The 17,949-nt window shown below is 41.4% G+C and carries 19 protein-coding genes; 9 read left to right on the top strand and 10 right to left on the bottom strand.

Going from position 1 to position 17,949, the window contains the following annotated elements; all coding sequences use genetic code 11:
* Positions 1–145: 145 nt before the first annotated feature.
* Positions 146–607 carry a hypothetical protein gene (locus C234_RS0110040; RefSeq protein WP_234179492.1) on the top strand — a complete coding sequence of 154 codons (462 nt, stop codon included), beginning with the start codon at positions 146–148 and terminating at the stop codon, positions 605–607.
* Between the two features lie 186 nt (positions 608–793).
* Positions 794–1,477: a tetratricopeptide repeat protein gene (locus C234_RS0110035; protein WP_027325654.1), complete on the top strand. Its 684-nt coding sequence runs from the start codon at positions 794–796 to the stop codon at positions 1,475–1,477.
* Between the two features lie 33 nt (positions 1,478–1,510).
* Here C234_RS0110035 and C234_RS0110030 read toward each other — a convergent pair whose 3' ends face one another.
* The 5 genes from C234_RS0110030 to C234_RS0110010 all read right to left on the bottom strand — a co-directional run bounded on the left by C234_RS0110030 (position 1,511) and on the right by C234_RS0110010 (position 6,257).
* Complete coding sequence (locus C234_RS0110030; RefSeq protein WP_027325653.1) at positions 1,511–3,241, bottom strand: S41 family peptidase; 1,731 nt, start codon at positions 3,239–3,241, stop codon at positions 1,511–1,513.
* Positions 3,242–3,312: 71 nt separating this feature from the next.
* Positions 3,313–4,071 (bottom strand): biotin--[acetyl-CoA-carboxylase] ligase, encoded by a 759-nt coding sequence (locus C234_RS0110025; RefSeq protein ID WP_027325652.1) that lies wholly within the window; start codon positions 4,069–4,071, stop codon positions 3,313–3,315.
* On the bottom strand, positions 4,055–4,411 hold the full coding sequence (locus C234_RS0110020; RefSeq protein ID WP_027325651.1) for an MmcQ/YjbR family DNA-binding protein: 357 nt from the start codon (positions 4,409–4,411) through the stop codon (positions 4,055–4,057). The genes C234_RS0110025 and C234_RS0110020 overlap by 17 nt, the downstream gene beginning before the upstream one ends.
* Positions 4,412–4,533: 122 nt before the next feature.
* Positions 4,534–5,763: a 3-phosphoshikimate 1-carboxyvinyltransferase gene (locus C234_RS0110015; protein WP_027325650.1), complete on the bottom strand. Its 1,230-nt coding sequence runs from the start codon at positions 5,761–5,763 to the stop codon at positions 4,534–4,536.
* Positions 5,764–5,891: 128 nt separating this feature from the next.
* Positions 5,892–6,257: a YraN family protein gene (locus C234_RS0110010; RefSeq protein WP_027325649.1), complete on the bottom strand. Its 366-nt coding sequence runs from the start codon at positions 6,255–6,257 to the stop codon at positions 5,892–5,894.
* A gap of 115 nt (positions 6,258–6,372) precedes the next feature.
* On the opposite strand from C234_RS0110010, the gene C234_RS0110005 reads away from it, so the two are divergent.
* Positions 6,373–6,606 (top strand): hypothetical protein, encoded by a 234-nt coding sequence (locus tag C234_RS0110005; RefSeq protein ID WP_027325648.1) that lies wholly within the window; start codon positions 6,373–6,375, stop codon positions 6,604–6,606.
* Between the two features lie 4 nt (positions 6,607–6,610).
* Complete coding sequence (locus C234_RS0110000) at positions 6,611–7,051, top strand: nucleoside deaminase (RefSeq protein ID WP_027325647.1); 441 nt, start codon at positions 6,611–6,613, stop codon at positions 7,049–7,051.
* A 20-nt stretch (positions 7,052–7,071) separates the two neighbouring features.
* Here the strand turns inward: C234_RS0110000 and C234_RS0109995 are convergent, their stop codons facing one another.
* The 3 genes from C234_RS0109995 to C234_RS0109985 form a co-directional block, all read right to left on the bottom strand.
* The gene (locus C234_RS0109995) at positions 7,072–7,380 is read right to left on the bottom strand and encodes a DUF4834 family protein (RefSeq protein WP_027325646.1); all 309 of its coding nucleotides are present in this window, start codon (positions 7,378–7,380) and stop codon (positions 7,072–7,074) included.
* Between the two features lie 67 nt (positions 7,381–7,447).
* A complete protein-coding gene (gene pssA / locus C234_RS0109990) occupies positions 7,448–8,155 on the bottom strand; it encodes a CDP-diacylglycerol--serine O-phosphatidyltransferase (RefSeq protein ID WP_027325645.1) in 708 nt (235 codons plus the stop codon).
* A gap of 10 nt (positions 8,156–8,165) precedes the next feature.
* Positions 8,166–8,852 carry a phosphatidylserine decarboxylase family protein gene (locus tag C234_RS0109985; protein ID WP_027325644.1) on the bottom strand — a complete coding sequence of 229 codons (687 nt, stop codon included), beginning with the start codon at positions 8,850–8,852 and terminating at the stop codon, positions 8,166–8,168.
* 167 nt (positions 8,853–9,019) lie between these two features.
* On the opposite strand from C234_RS0109985, the gene dnaE reads away from it, so the two are divergent.
* From dnaE to C234_RS0109965, 4 genes are all read left to right on the top strand, one after another.
* Complete coding sequence (gene dnaE / locus C234_RS0109980) at positions 9,020–12,826, top strand: DNA polymerase III subunit alpha (protein WP_027325643.1); 3,807 nt, start codon at positions 9,020–9,022, stop codon at positions 12,824–12,826.
* 65 nt (positions 12,827–12,891) lie between these two features.
* Positions 12,892–13,206 carry a thioredoxin gene (trxA, locus tag C234_RS0109975; RefSeq protein ID WP_027325642.1) on the top strand — a complete coding sequence of 105 codons (315 nt, stop codon included), beginning with the start codon at positions 12,892–12,894 and terminating at the stop codon, positions 13,204–13,206.
* 48 nt (positions 13,207–13,254) lie between these two features.
* On the top strand, positions 13,255–13,593 hold the full coding sequence (locus C234_RS0109970; RefSeq protein ID WP_027325641.1) for a hypothetical protein: 339 nt from the start codon (positions 13,255–13,257) through the stop codon (positions 13,591–13,593).
* A gap of 311 nt (positions 13,594–13,904) precedes the next feature.
* Positions 13,905–15,431 (top strand): PCMD domain-containing protein, encoded by a 1,527-nt coding sequence (locus C234_RS0109965; protein WP_034537437.1) that lies wholly within the window; start codon positions 13,905–13,907, stop codon positions 15,429–15,431.
* Positions 15,432–15,507: 76 nt separating this feature from the next.
* Here the strand turns inward: C234_RS0109965 and C234_RS0109960 are convergent, their stop codons facing one another.
* Together C234_RS0109960 and C234_RS0109955 are read right to left on the bottom strand one after the other, a co-directional pair.
* On the bottom strand, positions 15,508–16,290 hold the full coding sequence (locus C234_RS0109960; protein ID WP_027325639.1) for a porin family protein: 783 nt from the start codon (positions 16,288–16,290) through the stop codon (positions 15,508–15,510).
* Positions 16,291–16,303: 13 nt separating this feature from the next.
* Entirely contained in the window at positions 16,304–17,434 is a 1,131-nt protein-coding gene (locus C234_RS0109955; RefSeq protein WP_027325638.1) for a PCMD domain-containing protein, read from the bottom strand.
* Positions 17,435–17,622: 188 nt separating this feature from the next.
* Between C234_RS0109955 and C234_RS0109950 the strand changes: the two genes are divergently transcribed.
* A partial coding sequence (locus C234_RS0109950) for a hypothetical protein (protein ID WP_211231531.1) occupies positions 17,623–17,949 on the top strand: 327 nt, incomplete at its 3' end.

Below are 17,949 nucleotides of genomic sequence, written 5' to 3'. Positions count from 1 at the left end.
TATCCTTAATAGCAGTTCAAAGAATCAATAAAATAAGGTAAAATAAGAACTGCTAATAACATCTTTTATTGTTCAAAAGCTTGTTTATTCATAATAAAATCGTATATTTGTTTGTAAACTAAACTATTAACTTATGAAAACATCTATGAGAAAAGAAAGAGTCGGCTTAAGGAAGCGGATTAGGTATCTGTTCCCTGCCGTTATTTTGTTATGTGGACTTGCGCTTTTTGCGTTTTCTTGCGACGATGACGATAATTCTCCTTCTCTTCCTCCCCCTCCCACAGTAGAAAAAGTAGTGCTGGTATTCGGAGTAGATCAGGGTGAAGGTACGCTTTCGGCTAAACCGGTGCCGAGTGATAAGGTTTCAGAGACGGTTAAAGAACTGGAATCTCCGGCAGAGCTTGTAAAAGGAACGAAAGTGCATTTTGTTGCCAGTCATTCCAAGTCATGGACAATTAAGTATTGGAAAATTAACGGTGTCGTTATTCGCTCGGTGGAACCGGAACAGACTTTTGTTATCAATGAGCATAAGGATGTCAGGGTCGCTTTCAAACCCTGGAATGAAATTCAGCCTGTAGAGTCCTTAGAACATTCGGATACAAAATGATTTAAAGAGTTGAACTAAAAAAGGACTCGTATCTGCTTTGTTGAAGCGTGGATATGTACAGAAAAGAGGGTATGTTTTATATCCGGTCAAGTTCATATCTGCGTTTTTTCATGTTTCTTTTTCTATTTTATCCATTTGTTCCTATCTTTGCATAATCCTAAAAATAATTTCGGTATACATCAGATTATGAAGCCCCTAATAGCTATTTTTTTTTCTTTATTTTCGTTACCTGTGGTGGTAGCGGCACAGACTGCGGACGAAATGTTGTATAAAGCTGCCACTGCCATTGAATCCAATCAACAAGGGCAGGCGGTCAGTTATTTTCGTCAGGCTGTCAAACTCAAAATAGAGCGTTCGGAAATGTTTTATTGGACAAATGTAGATAAGAGCAATGCTATTGCTTTAAAGTTGGCTTATGAGTTGGCTGAGGGGTATAAAAAGAATCGGAATTACGATAAAGCTTATTTGTTTTACAGAGAATTGTTGCAGAAGCAGCCTGATCATATCGACTATCTGGTGAGTTGCGCTGAGATGCAAGTAGGACGTGGTCATGAGAAAGAAGCAGTCGGTATATACGAACAAATATTACAATTGGATGGCGATAATCTGGCTGCGAATATATTTCTGGGCAATTATTATTACTTGATGGCAGAGAAAGAGAAAGAGCAGCTGGAGAATGACTATAAAAAACTTTCTGCTCCAACAAAGATGCAATATGCCAATTACCGTGATAAGATGTCGAAGCTTTTTTCCAACGCTTACCGGCGCGCACGCGTTTCTCTGCAAAAGGTTGTATCAAAGTTTCCTTCTACAGAAGCCCGAAGGACATTAGATAAAATATCTATCGTAGAAAAAGAGGTGAACCGATGATGTACGGTTCACCTCTTTTTCTATTTGCTGTATTTATTTTATCATTCCAATCTGCCGGATCTCAGGAACCTGTAGTATCAGTTTCGGTTGCTCTATTTCCGCCCGTGTACTTCTATCCATCTTAGAGGGTTTGCCTGTGATAAGGCCGATGGCCTTTGCATATAATGGTTCGTCTTCAGCACCGAATTCTTTGTATCCTTCGAACTGTTTGCCTCGAGGATTATTCTCATTTATAATATGGTCGGGGTCGAATCCGTTCTCATAGTCTCCAAAGTCTTTGGCATTATAGGATTGAAAAGTGATAGGGAAGAATTCGTAGGTTCCCGCTTTAGTTGTGAACTCGGTTCCTTCCATTCCTACGTTTTTGCCGTTTGTCTGCCCACCGATGAGGATGACTTCTATGTCGATACCTCTTAATGAATTAATCACAAGTTCACTGGCTGAGGCTGTCTGCCCGCTGACAAGGCAATAGACCTTGGATAAGTTCATCGCTCCTTCAGCAAGCGAAGTGTTCAGATTTTCGTATGTGGAGTATAAAAACGGGTCTGTTCTCTTTTTGTTGCCGATTGCTTTCATTCGCTCCTCATTGTATCGGTATGAAGAAAACACCTTTCCCTCGTATGTGCTTCCGGCAATGCAACTGGAGATTAATTGAGCGGATATTACATGCCCTCCTCCATTGTAGCGGAGGTCAAGAATGAGGTCCGTAATGTTTTCTTTTTTGAATTTCTTGAATACATCGAACAATTCCTGATCGAATCCGGCATCGAATTTGCTATATACCAAATACCCGATTCTATGCGAATGGATATTCTTTACATGACTGTAAATAACCGGATTCACTTCTATCGGTCCGGAGTTGATATTATAAACTTTTCCGTCTTTATCGGTCACTTGTTGTGTAGACCGGGAATCACCGGCTATTAAACTGATATATATATCCTCCCATTCTTCTATAGAAATCGACTCTCCACCGACTTTATGTATTTCCATTCCTCGTTTCAAGCCGGCTTGATCTGCCGATGAACCGGGATGTACTCCTTGTATCACAAAGAACCCTTTTGATGAAGAGAGCTCTTGCACTGGTTGTAGTCCGACAAAGCCATAGCTGTATTCTTTCTCTTTTTCTATCTTATCTTTTCCTGCTCGCGTATCCGACTGTAAATCCGGATCAAGCTTACGTATATAGGAGTATAATGAATAACGAATCTGTCCGTCACTTTCTTGATGAACTTTCTTATCTAAATTGTTTGTTCGCATGCTTACGAGTGTTTGCTTTACAAACTTATCGTAGGCTAACGTGAAATCAGGAGTAAGAGTCTTATACTCTTCATTCCATAAATACATTCGTTTTAAATAGTCATCTACAAGATAGTTTATCTCCCTGTCTTTATCCTCTTCATTAATCTTTATTTTGACTTTAAAACTGCTTTGGGTGCTATAACCGCTTACGCGAATGGTAATGATCGCTTCTTTATCCGATGAGTTGTGCGCTCTTATGATTAGCGTGTTTTGTCCCGCTCCTCCGGAGTTTTTATTTAATGATACTAATGTAGAAGAACTGCTTTGAGCTATCCAACTGGCCTTTGTAGTAAAAGCGACCGTCTTCTCTTTTCCTGCAAGAATGGTATATGTTTGGCCTTCACTCCATTCTTGTTTCGTAATTCCACTTCCTTGTAGCGTTTCATCGTCTTTGCAAGACATTAGGATGGTTGTCAGCAAGATAAGCAAAACGCCGGATAATTTATAAGATGTTATTTTCATTGGGTTGAGACTGTTTTTAGATAACAAAAAATAATCGTCAAAGATAATGTTAATTTGATAATTGTATAGTGTTATATTGATAAATATTCTACTTCTTTAAACATATATTCCCTCATTTTTAAATTTTCATCTTCCAGAATCAGTTTGCCCTGAGGTTCTACGTTTACTATTCGCGCGAAGAATTCTCCGTTAACATCTTTATATGGGTGAAGTCCCTCTTTTCTGAAAAGCGATTCCTTGTAACATGCCTCGATTGAGTCGGTACTATTCATACAAAGGTCGTTATAATAAGATTGAATCCGAAGCAAAATGTTTTTCAAAATACCAACGGTTTCATATTGTTTGCCTGTGATTTGGAATAATGAAACAGGATTGGGAGCTGAGCTGTAAAATATTTCTTGGTTGATATTGATCCCAATGCCTGCAATGCTTCGGCATAGTTTTTCTCCCATCAGATCGTGTTCGATGAGTATGCCTGCTATCTTTTTGTTTTTCCAATAGATGTCATTCGGCCATTTGATGGAAATGTTTTTCGTATAAGTATCCAATTCTTCTTTTATGCCTAAAGATATAATTTGAGAGATCAGAAACTGTCGACTCGCTTCGAGAAAATCAGGAAAAATAACAAAACTGAATAATAAGTTTTTAGAATCAGCCGATTCCCACGAATTACCCCGCTGCCCTCTTCCGGAGGTCTGGAAATCGGCGAGGACGGTAGTCCATGCTTCTACGTTTTGTCGTTGGCATAATTCCCGTAGCCAAGTATTCGTAGAATGGGTTTTATGGAGATGTATTAGCGGCATAGGAAACAATTCAAAGAATGGAATCATATTCGGCGCGTAATTTCTTAGTGAATTTTTTTATGACTTCTTCGTACGAATGATCGATCAGCTCTTTTAAAAGTTGGTCGTTTACATCCATATCGAATCGTACGCTATTCCAGTATTTTTTATTGAAATGATAGGCTCCTTCAATCCCTGCGTAGTGTTCACGTAGATTGAAGGCGCGTTCGGAATCGCATTTTAACGCAATGACATTGGCTTTTTCCAAGTCGATAAGAGCGAACATCTTCCCCATTACTTTCATGACAAGCGATGTTTCATCGAACGGAAAAGATTCGGTGACGCCTTTTTTACTCAAACAATATTCTCTGACAGATTCTACATTCATAAAGCATTTTTTAGAAAAACTTTAAATAACTGCGTCTCGGGACTTGTAATCATCCGCGAACATATTTCGTTCAAATCTATTAATGAATCGACACATGTGAAAGACCGGAACAGGTAGGATATTTATTTTATCTCTTTAATTTGGAATCCGGTCATTGTTAAGTCTTTCCAATAACCGGGATACGATTTAGAGACAACGCCGGGATTCGCAATTCTGATGCCGGGAAAAATAAAGCTACTTGGAGCAAAAGCCATTGCCATCCGGTGGTCTTCATAAGTTTGAATAATAGGATGCTTTTCTGCTTCAAAGCGGGTACCGTCCCATACCAAGCTGCAATCGTTCTCATCCTTCAGTATATAACCTAATTTCCTGAGCTCTGTTTTTAAAGCTTCTATTCGGTCTGTTTCTTTTATTTTTAGACTTTGCAATCCTGAAAAGCGAAAGGGGATATTTAATAAAGCGCAAGTAACCACAAATGTTTGGGCTAAATCGGGAATATCAATAAGGTTTTCTTCAAAGTATTGTGGGCGGGTATTCTCGTTTGTAATCACCACTGTTTGGGCGGTGAACTTTGTTGTAATTCCTAAACGGGAGAATAATTCCGCTCCACGACTATCTCCTTGAAAGCTACTTTTAAACAATCCCGGTAATGCTATCTCAGCTTTGCCTGATAGAGCCGCTATCTGGTACCAATAGGAAGCTGCGCTCCAATCATTTTCTATTTTAAAAGGAGTACTGCAATAAGGTTGTGGAGCGACAGTGATGCTATTGGATGTTACCCATTCTGCTTTTGCGCCAAAATCTTTCATTATCTGTAAGGTTAAATCAATGTAAGGACGAGAAATAATTTCTCCACTCAGGCGAAGTGTTAATCCATTCTGAAGGACAGGTCCTATCATAAGTAGGGCAGAAATGTACTGAGAGCTGATGTTTCCTTTCAATGTGATTTCATTACCTTTTAGTTCTCTCCCTTTTATAAGCAACGGGGGAAAACCTTCGTTGTTCACATACGTTATGTCAGCTCCTAATTCACGAAGTGCATTGACTAGTACTTCAATAGGACGTTGTTGCATTCTTGTTGTGCCTGTGATAATATATTTCCCGGGATTTACACTTAAATAAGCTGTCAGAAAGCGCATGGCTGTTCCGGCTGCCATAATATCGATTGTCTTTTTTTCTTCACTCAATGCTTTTATCATTACCCGTGTGTCGTCGCAGTCGGATAGGTTTTCGATGGGATACCTCCCTTTACTCAATGCGTTGATTATCAGCGCGCGATTGCTGATGCTTTTAGAAGATGGTAATTGAATGCTCGTTTTGATTTCTGATGGAGCAAAGAGCTGATAAATCATTTTTGATGTTTTTAGATTGGCGTACAAAGATAGCAATTATATCGTTTAATAAAAGGATCGGCTATTAACTCTGAGAGAGTTGTTGGCAGGCATCTCCCTTTGTTTGGATTGCTTCCGTCCCATTGGGACTAAAACAAGGGAGGGTAAAACGCCTCTTTTATATGCTCTATTTTAAAATTCTTTTTCTCACCTACCACAGTTATAATGTCGAATCGTACCGGAACATCTATTTGAAACAGTTTCATATACGTATCAGTGGCGCGTACGGTCCGCCTTATTTTTAATGCGTTTACTGCATCTTGTGGAAGAGCGAATTCGGTATTTCTGCGGGTTTTCACTTCTATAACGACTAATTCGTTATTTTTTTCAGCTACAATATCTAACTCCAAATGCCCCCTTCTCCAATTACGGTGAAGAATAACATATCCTTCATCTTTCAGATAAAGAGCTGCTGCGTCTTCTCCTGCCTTTCCCAATTCATTATGCTCTGCCATGATCACTATTTATCTGTTTATACATGTGTAAATGTCTATAATGTAGACTCATCATTGCAAATTTACTGTTTTTATTCTTTGTTTTTACGGAAGTAAAAGTAATTTTGCAGAAGATATGAAAAAAAAGAGTCGAAGAAGCTTAAATTTACATCCGGAATGCGTCAAACGCGAACGTCGTATGAGTATTTTGTTGAGCGAAGATGAGCAGTTAATCGTCGATCGCTATCTGGAAAAATATAAGATAACCAATAAATCACGTTGGTTGCGCGAAACGATTTTGATGTTCATCCATAAAAATATGGAAGAAGATTATCCGACACTTTTTGGTGAACACGATATGAGACGTTAATATGATATTGGATGACGCTTATTTTATGAAGCAAGCCTTAATAGAGGCTTCGAAAGCTGCCGAAAGAGGAGAGGTTCCTGTGGGTGCTGTGGTTGTTTGTAAAGAGCGAATCATTGCCCGGGCACACAATTTGACTGAAACATTGAATGATGTGACGGCTCATGCCGAGATGCAAGCTATTACCGCTGCTGCCAACGTGCTTGGCGGAAAATACTTAAATGAATGCACTATTTACGTAACGGTAGAACCATGTGTAATGTGTGCGGGGGCTATCGCTTGGGCGCAGATGGGGAAACTTGTGTTTGGAGCGGAGGATGAAAAACGTGGGTATCAAAAATATGCCTCTCAATCTTTACATCCTAAAACGATAGTTGTGAAAGGGGTATTGGCAGACCATTGTGCCCAGTTAATGAAAGATTTTTTTATCACTAAGAGAAAGAAGTAATCTCTTTGTATATATTGTTATTACACAGAAGAATCGTCTTTTATTTCTTCAAAGTCTACATATTCTCCTTCGTCTTTGCTGAATATCTTCTTGGAGCTTTGTTTTTGCCCACTATCGGAAAAATCGTCGACTTCATAATCATATCCGGAGTGAGAGTTCGCTTTTCTATTTGTATGTTGGTGAGTGTCTCTCTGTTCGAAGTTTGCACGCTGATGTCGGGATGAGTTGCGACCGAATCCGAAAATAGCTCTTAGAATGGCTATTATGATAGAAAGCCCGAATAAGAGAATTATAATGAAAAAAAAGAGTAGAAATAAAATTATACTCATAGGGTTTAGTTTTGTTTATAGTAACACGATATTAGGTAATCTTACAACAATCGTGCCGGAATATTGTTTATTCTCCTTTTCTTGTTAGAAGGGAAAGCAGAATATACCATACGATAATTGCTGCAAAACTACTTATTCCTAAGAATATCAGAAGGGGTACGCATCCCAGCAGAAAAATGAAACTGATTCTATTGTCTTTCCAGGAAAGGTTCTTGAATTTAAGAGAAAACATTGGAATTTCCGATACCAGTAACCAGGATGAAAGACATACCAAAAGCAATAAGCAGACGGGATGACAATAATCGGAAATCAGAAAAGAATGTCCTCCTACTGCTAAAGATCCCCAAAACAATGCATTGGCAGGTACCGGAAGACCGATAAAAGAAGTGGTTTGTCGTGTGTCGTTATTGAATTTGGCTAATCGTATAGCCGAAAACACAGAAATAAGAAAAGCTGCATACGGTATATAAGGAGCCAAAGAAAGGATGTATGCCGGATAAACCATCTCTTTAAAGAGGGAAAAAACGATTAGCGAAGGGGCAACTCCAAAACTGACATCATCGGCCAATGAATCCAAATCTTTTCCAATTGCGGAATGTGCATGGAGTAAACGAGCTAATAGTCCATCGAAAAAATCGAATATTGCGCTTAGGATAATAAACAATAAAGCCAAATCATACCGAGCCTGAAAGGCCATAACACAAGCAATGCAGCCGGAGAAAAGATTCAGGCAGGTTACTGTATTGGGAAGATTGCTTTTTATGGAATGTGTCATTCTGACCGGATTATTTGAGTTTGGCAATAACCGTCTGGTTTCCGGTGGTTAATTGCCCCACAGAAACACAAACTTCTGTTCCTAAAGGTAAATATACATCTACCCGTGAGCCGAATTTTATGAACCCCATGTGCTCATCAATGTAGCATTCTTCACCCGGTTCGGCATAGGTGACAATCCGGCGTGCTATGGCTCCTGCGATTTGGCGGGTTAATATTTCTATTCCCTCCGGTGTTTCAATGATAATGGTAGAGCGTTCGTTTTCGGTGCTGGCTTTGGGTAGCCAAGCTTTCATGAAATTGCCGTTATGATGGCACACCCTTTTAACTGTTCCGTCTACGGGATACCAATTGGCATGTACGTTTACAATACTCATGAATATTGAAATCATCAATCGGCGGTCGTGGAAGTATTCGTTTTCTTCCACCTCTTCTACTACAACGATTTTCCCATCGGCAGGAGCTACGACGATCTTTTCGGTATCTTCACCGAAGAAGCGAATGGGACAGCGGAAAAAGTTTACCATCAGCAAATAAATGAAAATGCTGATTATTGCTGCTGCATAGAAAGGTATTTTGCAATCTATTCCCCAATAAAGCGATGCATTGATCAATAGCAGCAGTAGAAGACTACCCGCTAAAATATGTGTTCCTTCCCGGTGAATGCGTATCTTTTTTAATTTTTTCAGTCGGCTCATGTATGCTTTTTAATGATATTCGCTGCAAAAATAGAGTTATTTTAAAATATCAGCAAGTAATTGAGGATAGAAATGCGAGTGTTGATAACTTTTTGGAGTTTATTTTGGTTTATAATGGGGGAGGTCGTAATTTTATGGCATTAATTTATTTACTTATCAGTATTATTATGCAGGATTTTGTCCATTTACATGTTCATACGCAATACTCGCTTTTGGATGGGCAGGCCAGTGTCAGCCGTTTGGTCGACAAGGCCATGCAAAACGAGATGAAAGGGATTGCTGTGACCGATCATGGAAGTATGTTTGGAATAAAGGAGTTTACCAATTATGTCAATAAGAAGAATAGCGGACCACAGGCAGAAATAAAAGCGCTGAAGAAGCGGATCGCAGGAATAGAGGACGGCACCGTGCAATCGGGAAATAAAGAAGAGGAGATAGCAGATTGCAAGGCCCAAATAGCGGAGGCTGAGAGTAAATTGTTTAAGCCTATCATCGGATGTGAGATGTATGTGGCTCGCCGGACAATGGACTTGAAAGAGGGAAAACCGGACCAAAGCGGTTATCATTTGGTGGTGCTTGCAAAGAATAAACAAGGGTATCACAATTTGATTAAACTGGTATCGCATGCTTGGACGCGTGGTTATTACATGCGTCCGCGCACCGATCGAACCGAACTGGAAAAATATCACGAAGGATTGATTGTCAGTACAGCCTGTTTGGGAGGAGAGGTTCCACGGCGAATTACGGCCGATCAATTTGCCGAAGCTGAAGAAGCTATACAATGGTATAAAAGAGTTTTTGGCGATGACTTTTATTTAGAGATGCAGCGTCATAAAGCTACGGTGCCCCGTGCCAATCATGAATGCTACCCGATGCAGGTGAAAGTGAACAAATATTTGATGGAGTTTTCCCGGAAGTTTGGGGTGAAACTGATTTGTACAAATGATGTTCATTTTGTGGATGAAGAAAGTGCGGAAGCTCACGATCGTTTGATCTGCCTTAGCACAGGCAAAGATTTAGACGACCCTACCCGTATGCTCTATACTAAGCAGGAATGGATGAAGACGCGTGAAGAGATGAATGAAATTTTCGCCGATGTACCCGAAGCTTTGAGTAATACGTTGGAGATTTTAAATAAGGTAGAGTATTATTCCATTGATCATGCTCCTATCATGCCGACCTTTGCTATTCCTGAAGATTTCGGGACGGAAGAAGGATATCGGCGGAAATATACGGAAAAGGATTTGTTTGATGAGTTTACGCAAGATGAAAACGGGCAGGTAGTGTTGAGCGAAGAGCAAGGGCTGGATAAAATTAAACGCTTGGGCGGGTATGATAAATTATATCGTATTAAATTGGAAGGTGATTATTTGGCTAAACTTGCTTTCGACGGTGCAAAGAAAAGGTATGGCGATCCATTGACGGATGAGGTGAGAGAGCGCCTCAACTTCGAGTTGTATATCATGAAAACAATGGGTTTCCCGGGTTACTTCTTGATTGTGCAGGATTTTATCAATGCAGCGCGTGAGGAGTTGGGAGTTTCGGTCGGTCCCGGACGAGGATCGGCAGCCGGTTCGGCAGTAGCCTACTGTTTGGGAATTACTCAGATTGATCCTATTCAATATGATTTGCTGTTTGAGCGCTTTTTGAACCCCGACCGAATCTCGTTGCCTGATATTGATGTGGACTTCGACGATGATGGTCGTGGAGAAGTGCTTCGTTGGGTGACCAACAAGTATGGGCAGGAGAAAGTTGCTCATATAATCACCTACGGAACCATGGCGACAAAGTTGGCGATCAAAGATGTTGCCCGAGTTCAAAAATTACCGCTTTCGGAGTCCGATCGCTTGACCAAACTTATTCCGGACAAAATTCCGGATAAAAAAATGAATTTGAGAAATGCTATTGAGTATGTGCCTGAATTGCAGGCCGCAGAGGCTTCCTCCGATCCGTTGGTACGTGATACGATTAAATATGCCAAAATGTTGGAAGGCAATGTCAGAGGCACGGGCGTGCATGCTTGCGGAACCATTATCTGTCGCGACGATATCACCGATTGGGTTCCGGTAAGTACTGCCGATGATAAGGAAACCGGTGAAAAAATGCTCGTTACGCAATACGAAGGCTCGGTGATTGAAGATACCGGACTTATCAAGATGGACTTTCTTGGGTTGAAGACTCTTTCTATTATCAAAGAAGCTGTTGAAAATATTCGTTTGCGATATGGCAAGACAGTAGATATCGATGCGATCGACATCAACGATGCGGCTACATATAAGCTCTACAGTGAAGGACGGACCATCGGCACATTTCAGTTTGAATCTGCCGGTATGCAGAAATATCTGCGTGAATTGCAGCCTTCTACATTTGAAGATTTGATTGCTATGAATGCTCTTTACCGTCCCGGTCCGATGGATTATATTCCTGATTTTATCGATCGCAAGCACGGACGCAAGCCCATCGAGTATGATATCCCTGTCATGGAGAAATATCTCAAAGATACGTATGGTATTACGGTATATCAGGAGCAAGTGATGCTTCTATCGCGTTTGCTTGCCGGCTTTACCCGCGGAGAGTCCGACGCTCTTCGTAAAGCGATGGGTAAAAAATTGCGCGACAAACTGGATCATATGAAGCCTAAATTTATCGAAGGAGGACAGAAAAACGGGCATGATCCGAAAGTGCTTGAGAAGATTTGGGCAGACTGGGAGAAATTCGCTTCTTACGCTTTCAACAAATCGCACGCGACCTGCTACTCGTGGGTAGCTTACCAAACGGCTTACCTAAAAGCCAACTATCCGCCTGAGTATATGGCGGCGGTGATGAGCCGGAGTTTGTCGAACATTACGGATATCACAAAGTTGATGGACGAATGTAAAGCGATGGGTATTCAGACTTTAGGTCCGGATGTGAATGAAAGTAACTTGAAATTCACGGTCAACAACGAAGGGAATATCCGTTTCGGATTGGGAGCCGTAAAAGGTGTCGGAGAAGGAGCTGTACAAAGTATTGTGGAAGAGCGCCGGAACAACGGGCCGTTTAAAGGCATATTCGATTTTGTGCAGCGAGTGAATCTGAATGCCTGTAATAAAAAGAATATGGAGTGTCTGGCTTTGGCAGGTGGCTTTGACAGTTTCCCGGAATTGAAACGAGAGCAATATTTCGCAGTCAATTCCAAAGGCGAAGTCTTTTTGGAAACGCTGATGCGGTATGGAAACCGTTATCAGGCAGATAAAGCGGATGCAGTCAACTCTCTGTTTGGTGGTGAAAATCTGATTGATATTGCAACTCCTGAAATCCCTCAAAATGTGGAGAGGTGGAATGATCTTGATCGTTTGAATCGGGAACGGGAGTTGGTGGGAATTTATATTTCCGCTCATCCGCTGGATGAGTTTTCTATTGTGTTGGAGCACGTATGCAATACACGAATGGCAGAGCTTGAGGATAAGGCGGCATTGTCGGGACGGGAAATTACGATGGGGGGCATCGTGACCGGTGTCCGAAAAGGAATCAGCAAAAATGGCAATCCGTATGGAATAGCCAAAATAGAAGATTATTCCGGTTCGGCTGAGATTCCCTTTTGGGGAAACGACTGGGTCGCTTATCAAGGGTATCTCTATGAAGGAACATTCTTGTATATTAAAGCGCGTTGCCAACCGAAACAATGGAGGAAAGACGAGTTGGAGGTTAAAATTACCTCTATCGAGCTTCTGCCGGATGTAAAGGAGGAGCTGGTGCAGAAGATGACTGTTCTTATTCCTTTATCTGCGTTGAATTCAGCATTGATTGCCGAGCTTTCTACATTGATTAAAGAAAAGCCCGGAACAACGGAGCTTTATTTCAAAATAACCGATGATACGGATGCGAATCGCATGTGCGTAGATCTGTTCTCACGTCCGGTGAAGCTGTCGGTGGGCAGGGAGTTGATATCTTATTTAAAAGAACGGCCGGAACTGGGATTCCATATAAATTAATTATATTTGTGGCGTGAACAATATCCTAATAATGACGTTATATTCGTATATAAAAAATTAAGAAAATGGCTTTAGAAATTACAAACAGCAATTACAAAGAAGTGTTGGCCGAAGGCAAGCCTGTGGTTATAGACTTTTGGGCTCCTTGGTGCGGCCCTTGCAAAATGGTAGGTCCAATCATTGAAGAATTGGCGGAAGAATATAAAGATCGAGTGATTATCGGGAAATGCGATGTCGACGAGAATGATGACGTTTCCGCCGAGTATGGAATTAGAAACATTCCTACTGTGCTCTTCTTCAAAAACGGTGAGATTGTAGACAAGCAGGTAGGTGCTGTCGGTAAGCCGGTTTTTGTGGAGAAAATAGAGAAGCTCCTTTAATACGGGGCGCTTTATTCATATATTACGTATCACTTAATTCTTAAAGACATGGGACTGGAAGATGATTTTTTATTGGCAGATGCCGATGATGAAAAAACAATTGAATTTATCAAGAACTATTTGCCCCAAGAGCTGAAAGAGAAATTCTCCGACGATGAATTGTATTATTTTATCGATTTGATCGATGAATATTATTCCGAAAGTGGTATTCTAGATGTACAACCCGATAAAGACGGCTGTATAGAAGTAGATTTGGACGCGATTGTATCATACATCGTGGAAGAAGCCCGTAAAGATGAGATGGGGGAGTACGATCCCGAAGAAATCTTTTTTATTGTTCAAGGAGAGATGGAATATGCAGAGTCCTTAGACGAACAGGAAGAGTAGTCTTTAGTCTCATGCCCGTTGTGGATACACGTTAATTCAGTAAGGCTGCCCATGAAGATGAGGCAGCCTTGCTGTTTTTTATCCATATAGCCGATAAAAGCCCGGTGTATATTTATGCGCTTATAGAGCTTTTGTTGTTGAGCCAATGCCATAATCTGAAGAATAGACCATATAAAATAAAGAATAGACCTTGTGGGAGTGGGAGTTAATTGCTTACTTTGCAGAGTTTTTGTTCTGCAGAAGATGTTTTGTCCGCTTTATTTTGCAGAAATGAGGAATACTTGGTATTAGTAATTAAAAAAGTTTTTATTATGAAAAAAGTTTTATTTTGTTTATTGGCATTGATTAGTTCAATGAGTCTTTTCACTGCTTGTAGCAGCGATAACGATGAGATAAAGTATCCGGTGGAAAAAGAGATTGCCGGTACGTATAAGGGAAAGATGGATGTGTATATTGTGGGTATCCCCGAACCGGTTGCCGATGATTTGGTTCAGAAAGTTTATATAACGAAAGCTTCAGACAGCGCAATAAAGTTGGAATTGAGAAACTTCTCTATTCGTGTGGGTGAAGATGATTTAGTCATTGGAGATATTTCGGTGGATAAATGTGAATTAAGTCAAAAAGGTGATATTTATTTGTTCACAGGCAAACAGACTTTGAATCTCGTGGTAGGAAAGTGCGAAACCTCCGTGTCGGGCACTGTTGGAAAAGGAAGTGTTAATATGGATATCAAAGTGGATGTTGCCGAGCTTTCGATGAAAGTGGAAGTGAATTATGAAGGTGAGAGACTGAGCGGAAGCGAGAGTTCCGAAGCGAAGATTTTATCGTTTACTTTCGATGAGAAATACGATTTTATCACTCAGCAGCCTGTTATTGATGAGGTATCCGGCACGATTTTCTTCCGTGTTCAGGATGGAACGAAGCAGAATAAACTGGAAAAAATGACTCCGACGATTACTTTCTCTGACAGGACGGAGATCGTTCCGAATCCTTCCGAAGAACAAGATTTCTCAAATGGTAAGATTGTGACCTATACACTGACGGCAGAAGATGGTACTGTAAAGAAGTATAACGTTTCTACTCCTTTGTTTCAGTTGAAAAACGATTTCGAAACTTGGATGAAAGCCGGCGGCGAAGGTGATAAAACATATTATGCACCGGCAGGATGGAGTTCGAGCAATGCGGGAGTCTCTTTAATTTTCGATAAGGCGAAGAAGTATGTGGTTACTCAAACAGATGATGCGCATTCCGGTAAGTCGGCAGCAAAGATAGAAACTGTGGATACAAAAGGTGCGCCGCCTATTCTCTGGTTCCCCGCAACTCCTAAAGTGACAACCGGATCTTTGTTTTTGGGTGAATTTCGTTTAGATGTGTCTAATCCTTTGAAAAGTACGAAATTCGGTATTCCTTTCGATAAAAAGCCTAAGTCTCTGAAGGGTTGGTACAAGTATACAGCGGGCGAAGAGTATTATTCTGCAGAAGGAACTGTGCCCAATAAACCCGTCAAAAAGCCGGGGGTTGCAGATGAATTTGCTATTAAGGCAGTGTTGTATGTGACGGACGAATATCAGGCAGACCTGAGCGACTGCCTCACAGGCGCTTCCGGAGAGGATAATATATACACCTCCGATAGAGTTGTCGCCATCGCTTCTTTGGAAGGAGGCAATCAAGCGGACTGGAAGTCTTTTGATTTGAAGTTCGATTATAAAAAGGTATACGATCCCACAGCCAAGTATCGTTTTGCGATTATTTGTTCTTCAAGTAAGAACGGAGATAAATATAGCGGAGCTCCGGGAAGTACTTTGATAGTAGACGATTTTGAATTGATTGTAGAATGACGTATATAAAAAGATAGCACGATTCATGTACGAAGCGTGCCATCTTTTTTTATTAATACCGTATATTAGAAGTATATTAGAACGCATACCCGAATCCTACATTCAGATAGATGGGATACATGGCAAATGTAATGGTGTCGAATTCTTTCTTGAAGATGTCATTCAATCCCCAAGTGAGGTCTGCGTAAACATTCAGGTGCTTGAAAGCTTTCCATTCGCCTCCCAACTGCATTCCCCATTGGAATTTGCGAAGATCTTCGGAGAAGTTGTAGGTTGCAATGCTTTCGCCGCTGAAGTCTACCCGCGAACCGGTCTGGTCGGGAGTGCGAAGATGTCCCTCATATACATGTCCGGAGAAGTTCCGTTCGATGAGGTAGGAGATGTAGGGACCTGCCGAAACTTTCCAACGTTTGCTTATTTTGTAGTTGGCAACAGCCGGAATGCTAAGATAGGAGTTTTTCACCTGTGTTTTCACACCGCCTGTCCAAAGCCCTTCCAGCTCTCCTCCATTGGTATTGATTATTTTCATGCCGTAGTTTTTTACGGTGGCTTCGGTAGTCATGGTTTTGTTTTCCAGTCGTGCTCCTACCGTCAATCCCCATTCGTTGTTGAACCATTTGGTAGCGTTTCCCTCGATGGAAATCGCGATTCCCGGCGCATAGCTGTCTATTTTGCGTATTTCTTCGGGCAGAGGAAGAGGAGAGGTTCCTCCGATGCTGAATCCCGCTTTCATCTCATATTCCCATCCGTGGAGCGATGCCCATATGATTCCTTTGGTTCTGTCTTCTTGAGCTTTTGCGGTAAAGGCAATCATCAGTAATAATGCCGTGATGATGCCGGTCGAGGTATATTTTCTCATTTCTTTTGTCTTTTTATTTGTCACAGATAAGTTCCATTTCGTCTACATAAAGCGTGCTCCCGATAGCTCCTTTGAAATAAGCTCCGTCTGCGCTCGAAGAGAGCACGATGCTGATTTTGTATTTTCCTTCCTTTAATTTCTTCATATCCAGATTTCTTCCTTTGACCGGTTTGAAAGGTAAGTTGAATGCTGTCCACTCTTCCGATTCAATAATGTCTTTGGGGTCGATTTGCGCTTTCATCACCAGCTTGTCGGATGTAAAGACATTGTCGCCGTCGAGCGTAAATGAATTATTGTCGGCTTCGTACATGACGGCATAAATATCGCATTTGTCTTTGATGCCGCTTTTAGGCTTCCCGTTTTCGGTGTATACCTCACCGGCTTTATATTTGTAATATCCGCGTAACTCCAGCGGGCGTTTGTAGAACTGGTAGCCGAACTTTGTCGCTTTGCGGGGAGCTTTCAATGCGCTGCCCGGTTCGAAGGCTCCGATGAACAGACTGCCTGCGGCAATGTGCATGCCTACTGTTGCGCCGAGGCTGCCCGTATCGCAAGTGATTAATTTAACAGCTTTTCCTTTGTATCCGTGAGCCGTTTGTTGTGTCGGGTAGTCTGTGTTCGTACTCGGCATTCCCGTGAGTTTATATCCCGGATTCCCGCTCGACCATTGCAATACTTTGGAGATTTCCTGTGAGGTTCCCCGATCGAACTCATAAAAGATGTCGTATGGCGTGTCGGCAGAGACGATTAATTTTTCAAAATGATAGGAGGTCGGCAATTCCGCAGGAATCACATTGACTTTGTAGGTCGGTTGCCACTTCCCGTCCTCCGAGGTGACCGTAAAGTTTCGTGAATGGGGAGGGGTGCTGAAATCGTACGTTTTTTCCGTATCGCCCCGTTCCCTCTTATCTACTTTCAGAGTGGCGCCCTGCGGATAGACAAACTTCAAGTTTTGTTTCGACAGGTCGGCTGCCTTGTGTACGTATATATTGATTACTTTTGAGTCGGCATTGATGTCAACCAATTGTACATCGTTGCCAATGCAGGCGTCGATAGCCGCTTCTGAGTTCAATGCCTCATCCTGTATGCACGATGCCGCGATTAATGGAATCAAGGCATACATAGCCAACTGTTTTGCTTTCATACTCTTTTCTTTAAATTATATTTTTACTTCTCTATTTCGTTAGGAATGAGGCTGCAAAGTTACGCTTATTTTTGAGAAGATATGCCAAAATAGCTGCTTATTCGATAAAAACAACCATGCTGTATCGGTTTCGGCGCATTGTAAGCCTGTCTTCTTTTAAAATAGGTTGACTCCTAAACTCCCAAATTATGGAAAAGAATCAACCATTATGTCTGTCATCTGCCCTGGATCGGGTGAAAAATCATCATCGGATCTATGAGATGTATTATGTTGAGAAAAAATCACGCGCAGAGATTTTTCAGGAAACAGGTCTGTCGCGTTCTTCTTTCTATCGAATTCTTCGTACCTTTGAGTCGTGTAACCCCCAAATCGCTGAAGAGATGAAGAAGCAAGGCAAGGATGTGACTCCTGCAGATTATGAGAAGCTCAAGCAGGAAGTGGCTTTATTAAAGAAGCGACTGGCTACGGAGAAGTTGCGTGCCGACTTCTATGAAGAGATGGTCGACTTCGGTAAG

Source organism: Bacteroides pyogenes DSM 20611 = JCM 6294 (genome assembly GCF_000428105.1).
Taxonomy (GTDB): Bacteria; Bacteroidota; Bacteroidia; order Bacteroidales; family Bacteroidaceae; genus Bacteroides; species Bacteroides pyogenes.
The sequence above is the reverse complement of the archived record's forward strand: the minus strand, read 5'-3'. Positions and strand labels throughout refer to the sequence as shown.

What these genes read in the sequence shown, in the direction of transcription:
- C234_RS0110040 (WP_234179492.1), top strand. Translation starts at nt 146, where the DNA reads ATGAGAAAAGAAAGAGTCGGCTTAAGGAAGCGGATTAGGTATCTGTTC.
- C234_RS0110035 (WP_027325654.1), top strand. Translation starts at nt 794, where the DNA reads ATGAAGCCCCTAATAGCTATTTTTTTTTCTTTATTTTCGTTACCTGTG.
- C234_RS0110030 (WP_027325653.1), bottom strand. Translation starts at nt 3,241, where the DNA reads ATGAAAATAACATCTTATAAATTATCCGGCGTTTTGCTTATCTTGCTG.
- C234_RS0110025 (WP_027325652.1), bottom strand. Translation starts at nt 4,071, where the DNA reads ATGATTCCATTCTTTGAATTGTTTCCTATGCCGCTAATACATCTCCAT.
- C234_RS0110020 (WP_027325651.1), bottom strand. Translation starts at nt 4,411, where the DNA reads ATGAATGTAGAATCTGTCAGAGAATATTGTTTGAGTAAAAAAGGCGTC.
- C234_RS0110015 (WP_027325650.1), bottom strand. Translation starts at nt 5,763, where the DNA reads ATGATTTATCAGCTCTTTGCTCCATCAGAAATCAAAACGAGCATTCAA.
- C234_RS0110010 (WP_027325649.1), bottom strand. Translation starts at nt 6,257, where the DNA reads ATGGCAGAGCATAATGAATTGGGAAAGGCAGGAGAAGACGCAGCAGCT.
- C234_RS0110005 (WP_027325648.1), top strand. Translation starts at nt 6,373, where the DNA reads ATGAAAAAAAAGAGTCGAAGAAGCTTAAATTTACATCCGGAATGCGTC.
- C234_RS0109995 (WP_027325646.1), bottom strand. Translation starts at nt 7,380, where the DNA reads ATGAGTATAATTTTATTTCTACTCTTTTTTTTCATTATAATTCTCTTA.
- pssA (WP_027325645.1), bottom strand. Translation starts at nt 8,155, where the DNA reads ATGACACATTCCATAAAAAGCAATCTTCCCAATACAGTAACCTGCCTG.
- C234_RS0109985 (WP_027325644.1), bottom strand. Translation starts at nt 8,852, where the DNA reads ATGAGCCGACTGAAAAAATTAAAAAAGATACGCATTCACCGGGAAGGA.
- dnaE (WP_027325643.1), top strand. Translation starts at nt 9,020, where the DNA reads ATGCAGGATTTTGTCCATTTACATGTTCATACGCAATACTCGCTTTTG.
- trxA (WP_027325642.1), top strand. Translation starts at nt 12,892, where the DNA reads ATGGCTTTAGAAATTACAAACAGCAATTACAAAGAAGTGTTGGCCGAA.
- C234_RS0109970 (WP_027325641.1), top strand. Translation starts at nt 13,255, where the DNA reads ATGGGACTGGAAGATGATTTTTTATTGGCAGATGCCGATGATGAAAAA.
- C234_RS0109965 (WP_034537437.1), top strand. Translation starts at nt 13,905, where the DNA reads ATGAAAAAAGTTTTATTTTGTTTATTGGCATTGATTAGTTCAATGAGT.
- C234_RS0109960 (WP_027325639.1), bottom strand. Translation starts at nt 16,290, where the DNA reads ATGAGAAAATATACCTCGACCGGCATCATCACGGCATTATTACTGATG.
- C234_RS0109955 (WP_027325638.1), bottom strand. Translation starts at nt 17,434, where the DNA reads ATGAAAGCAAAACAGTTGGCTATGTATGCCTTGATTCCATTAATCGCG.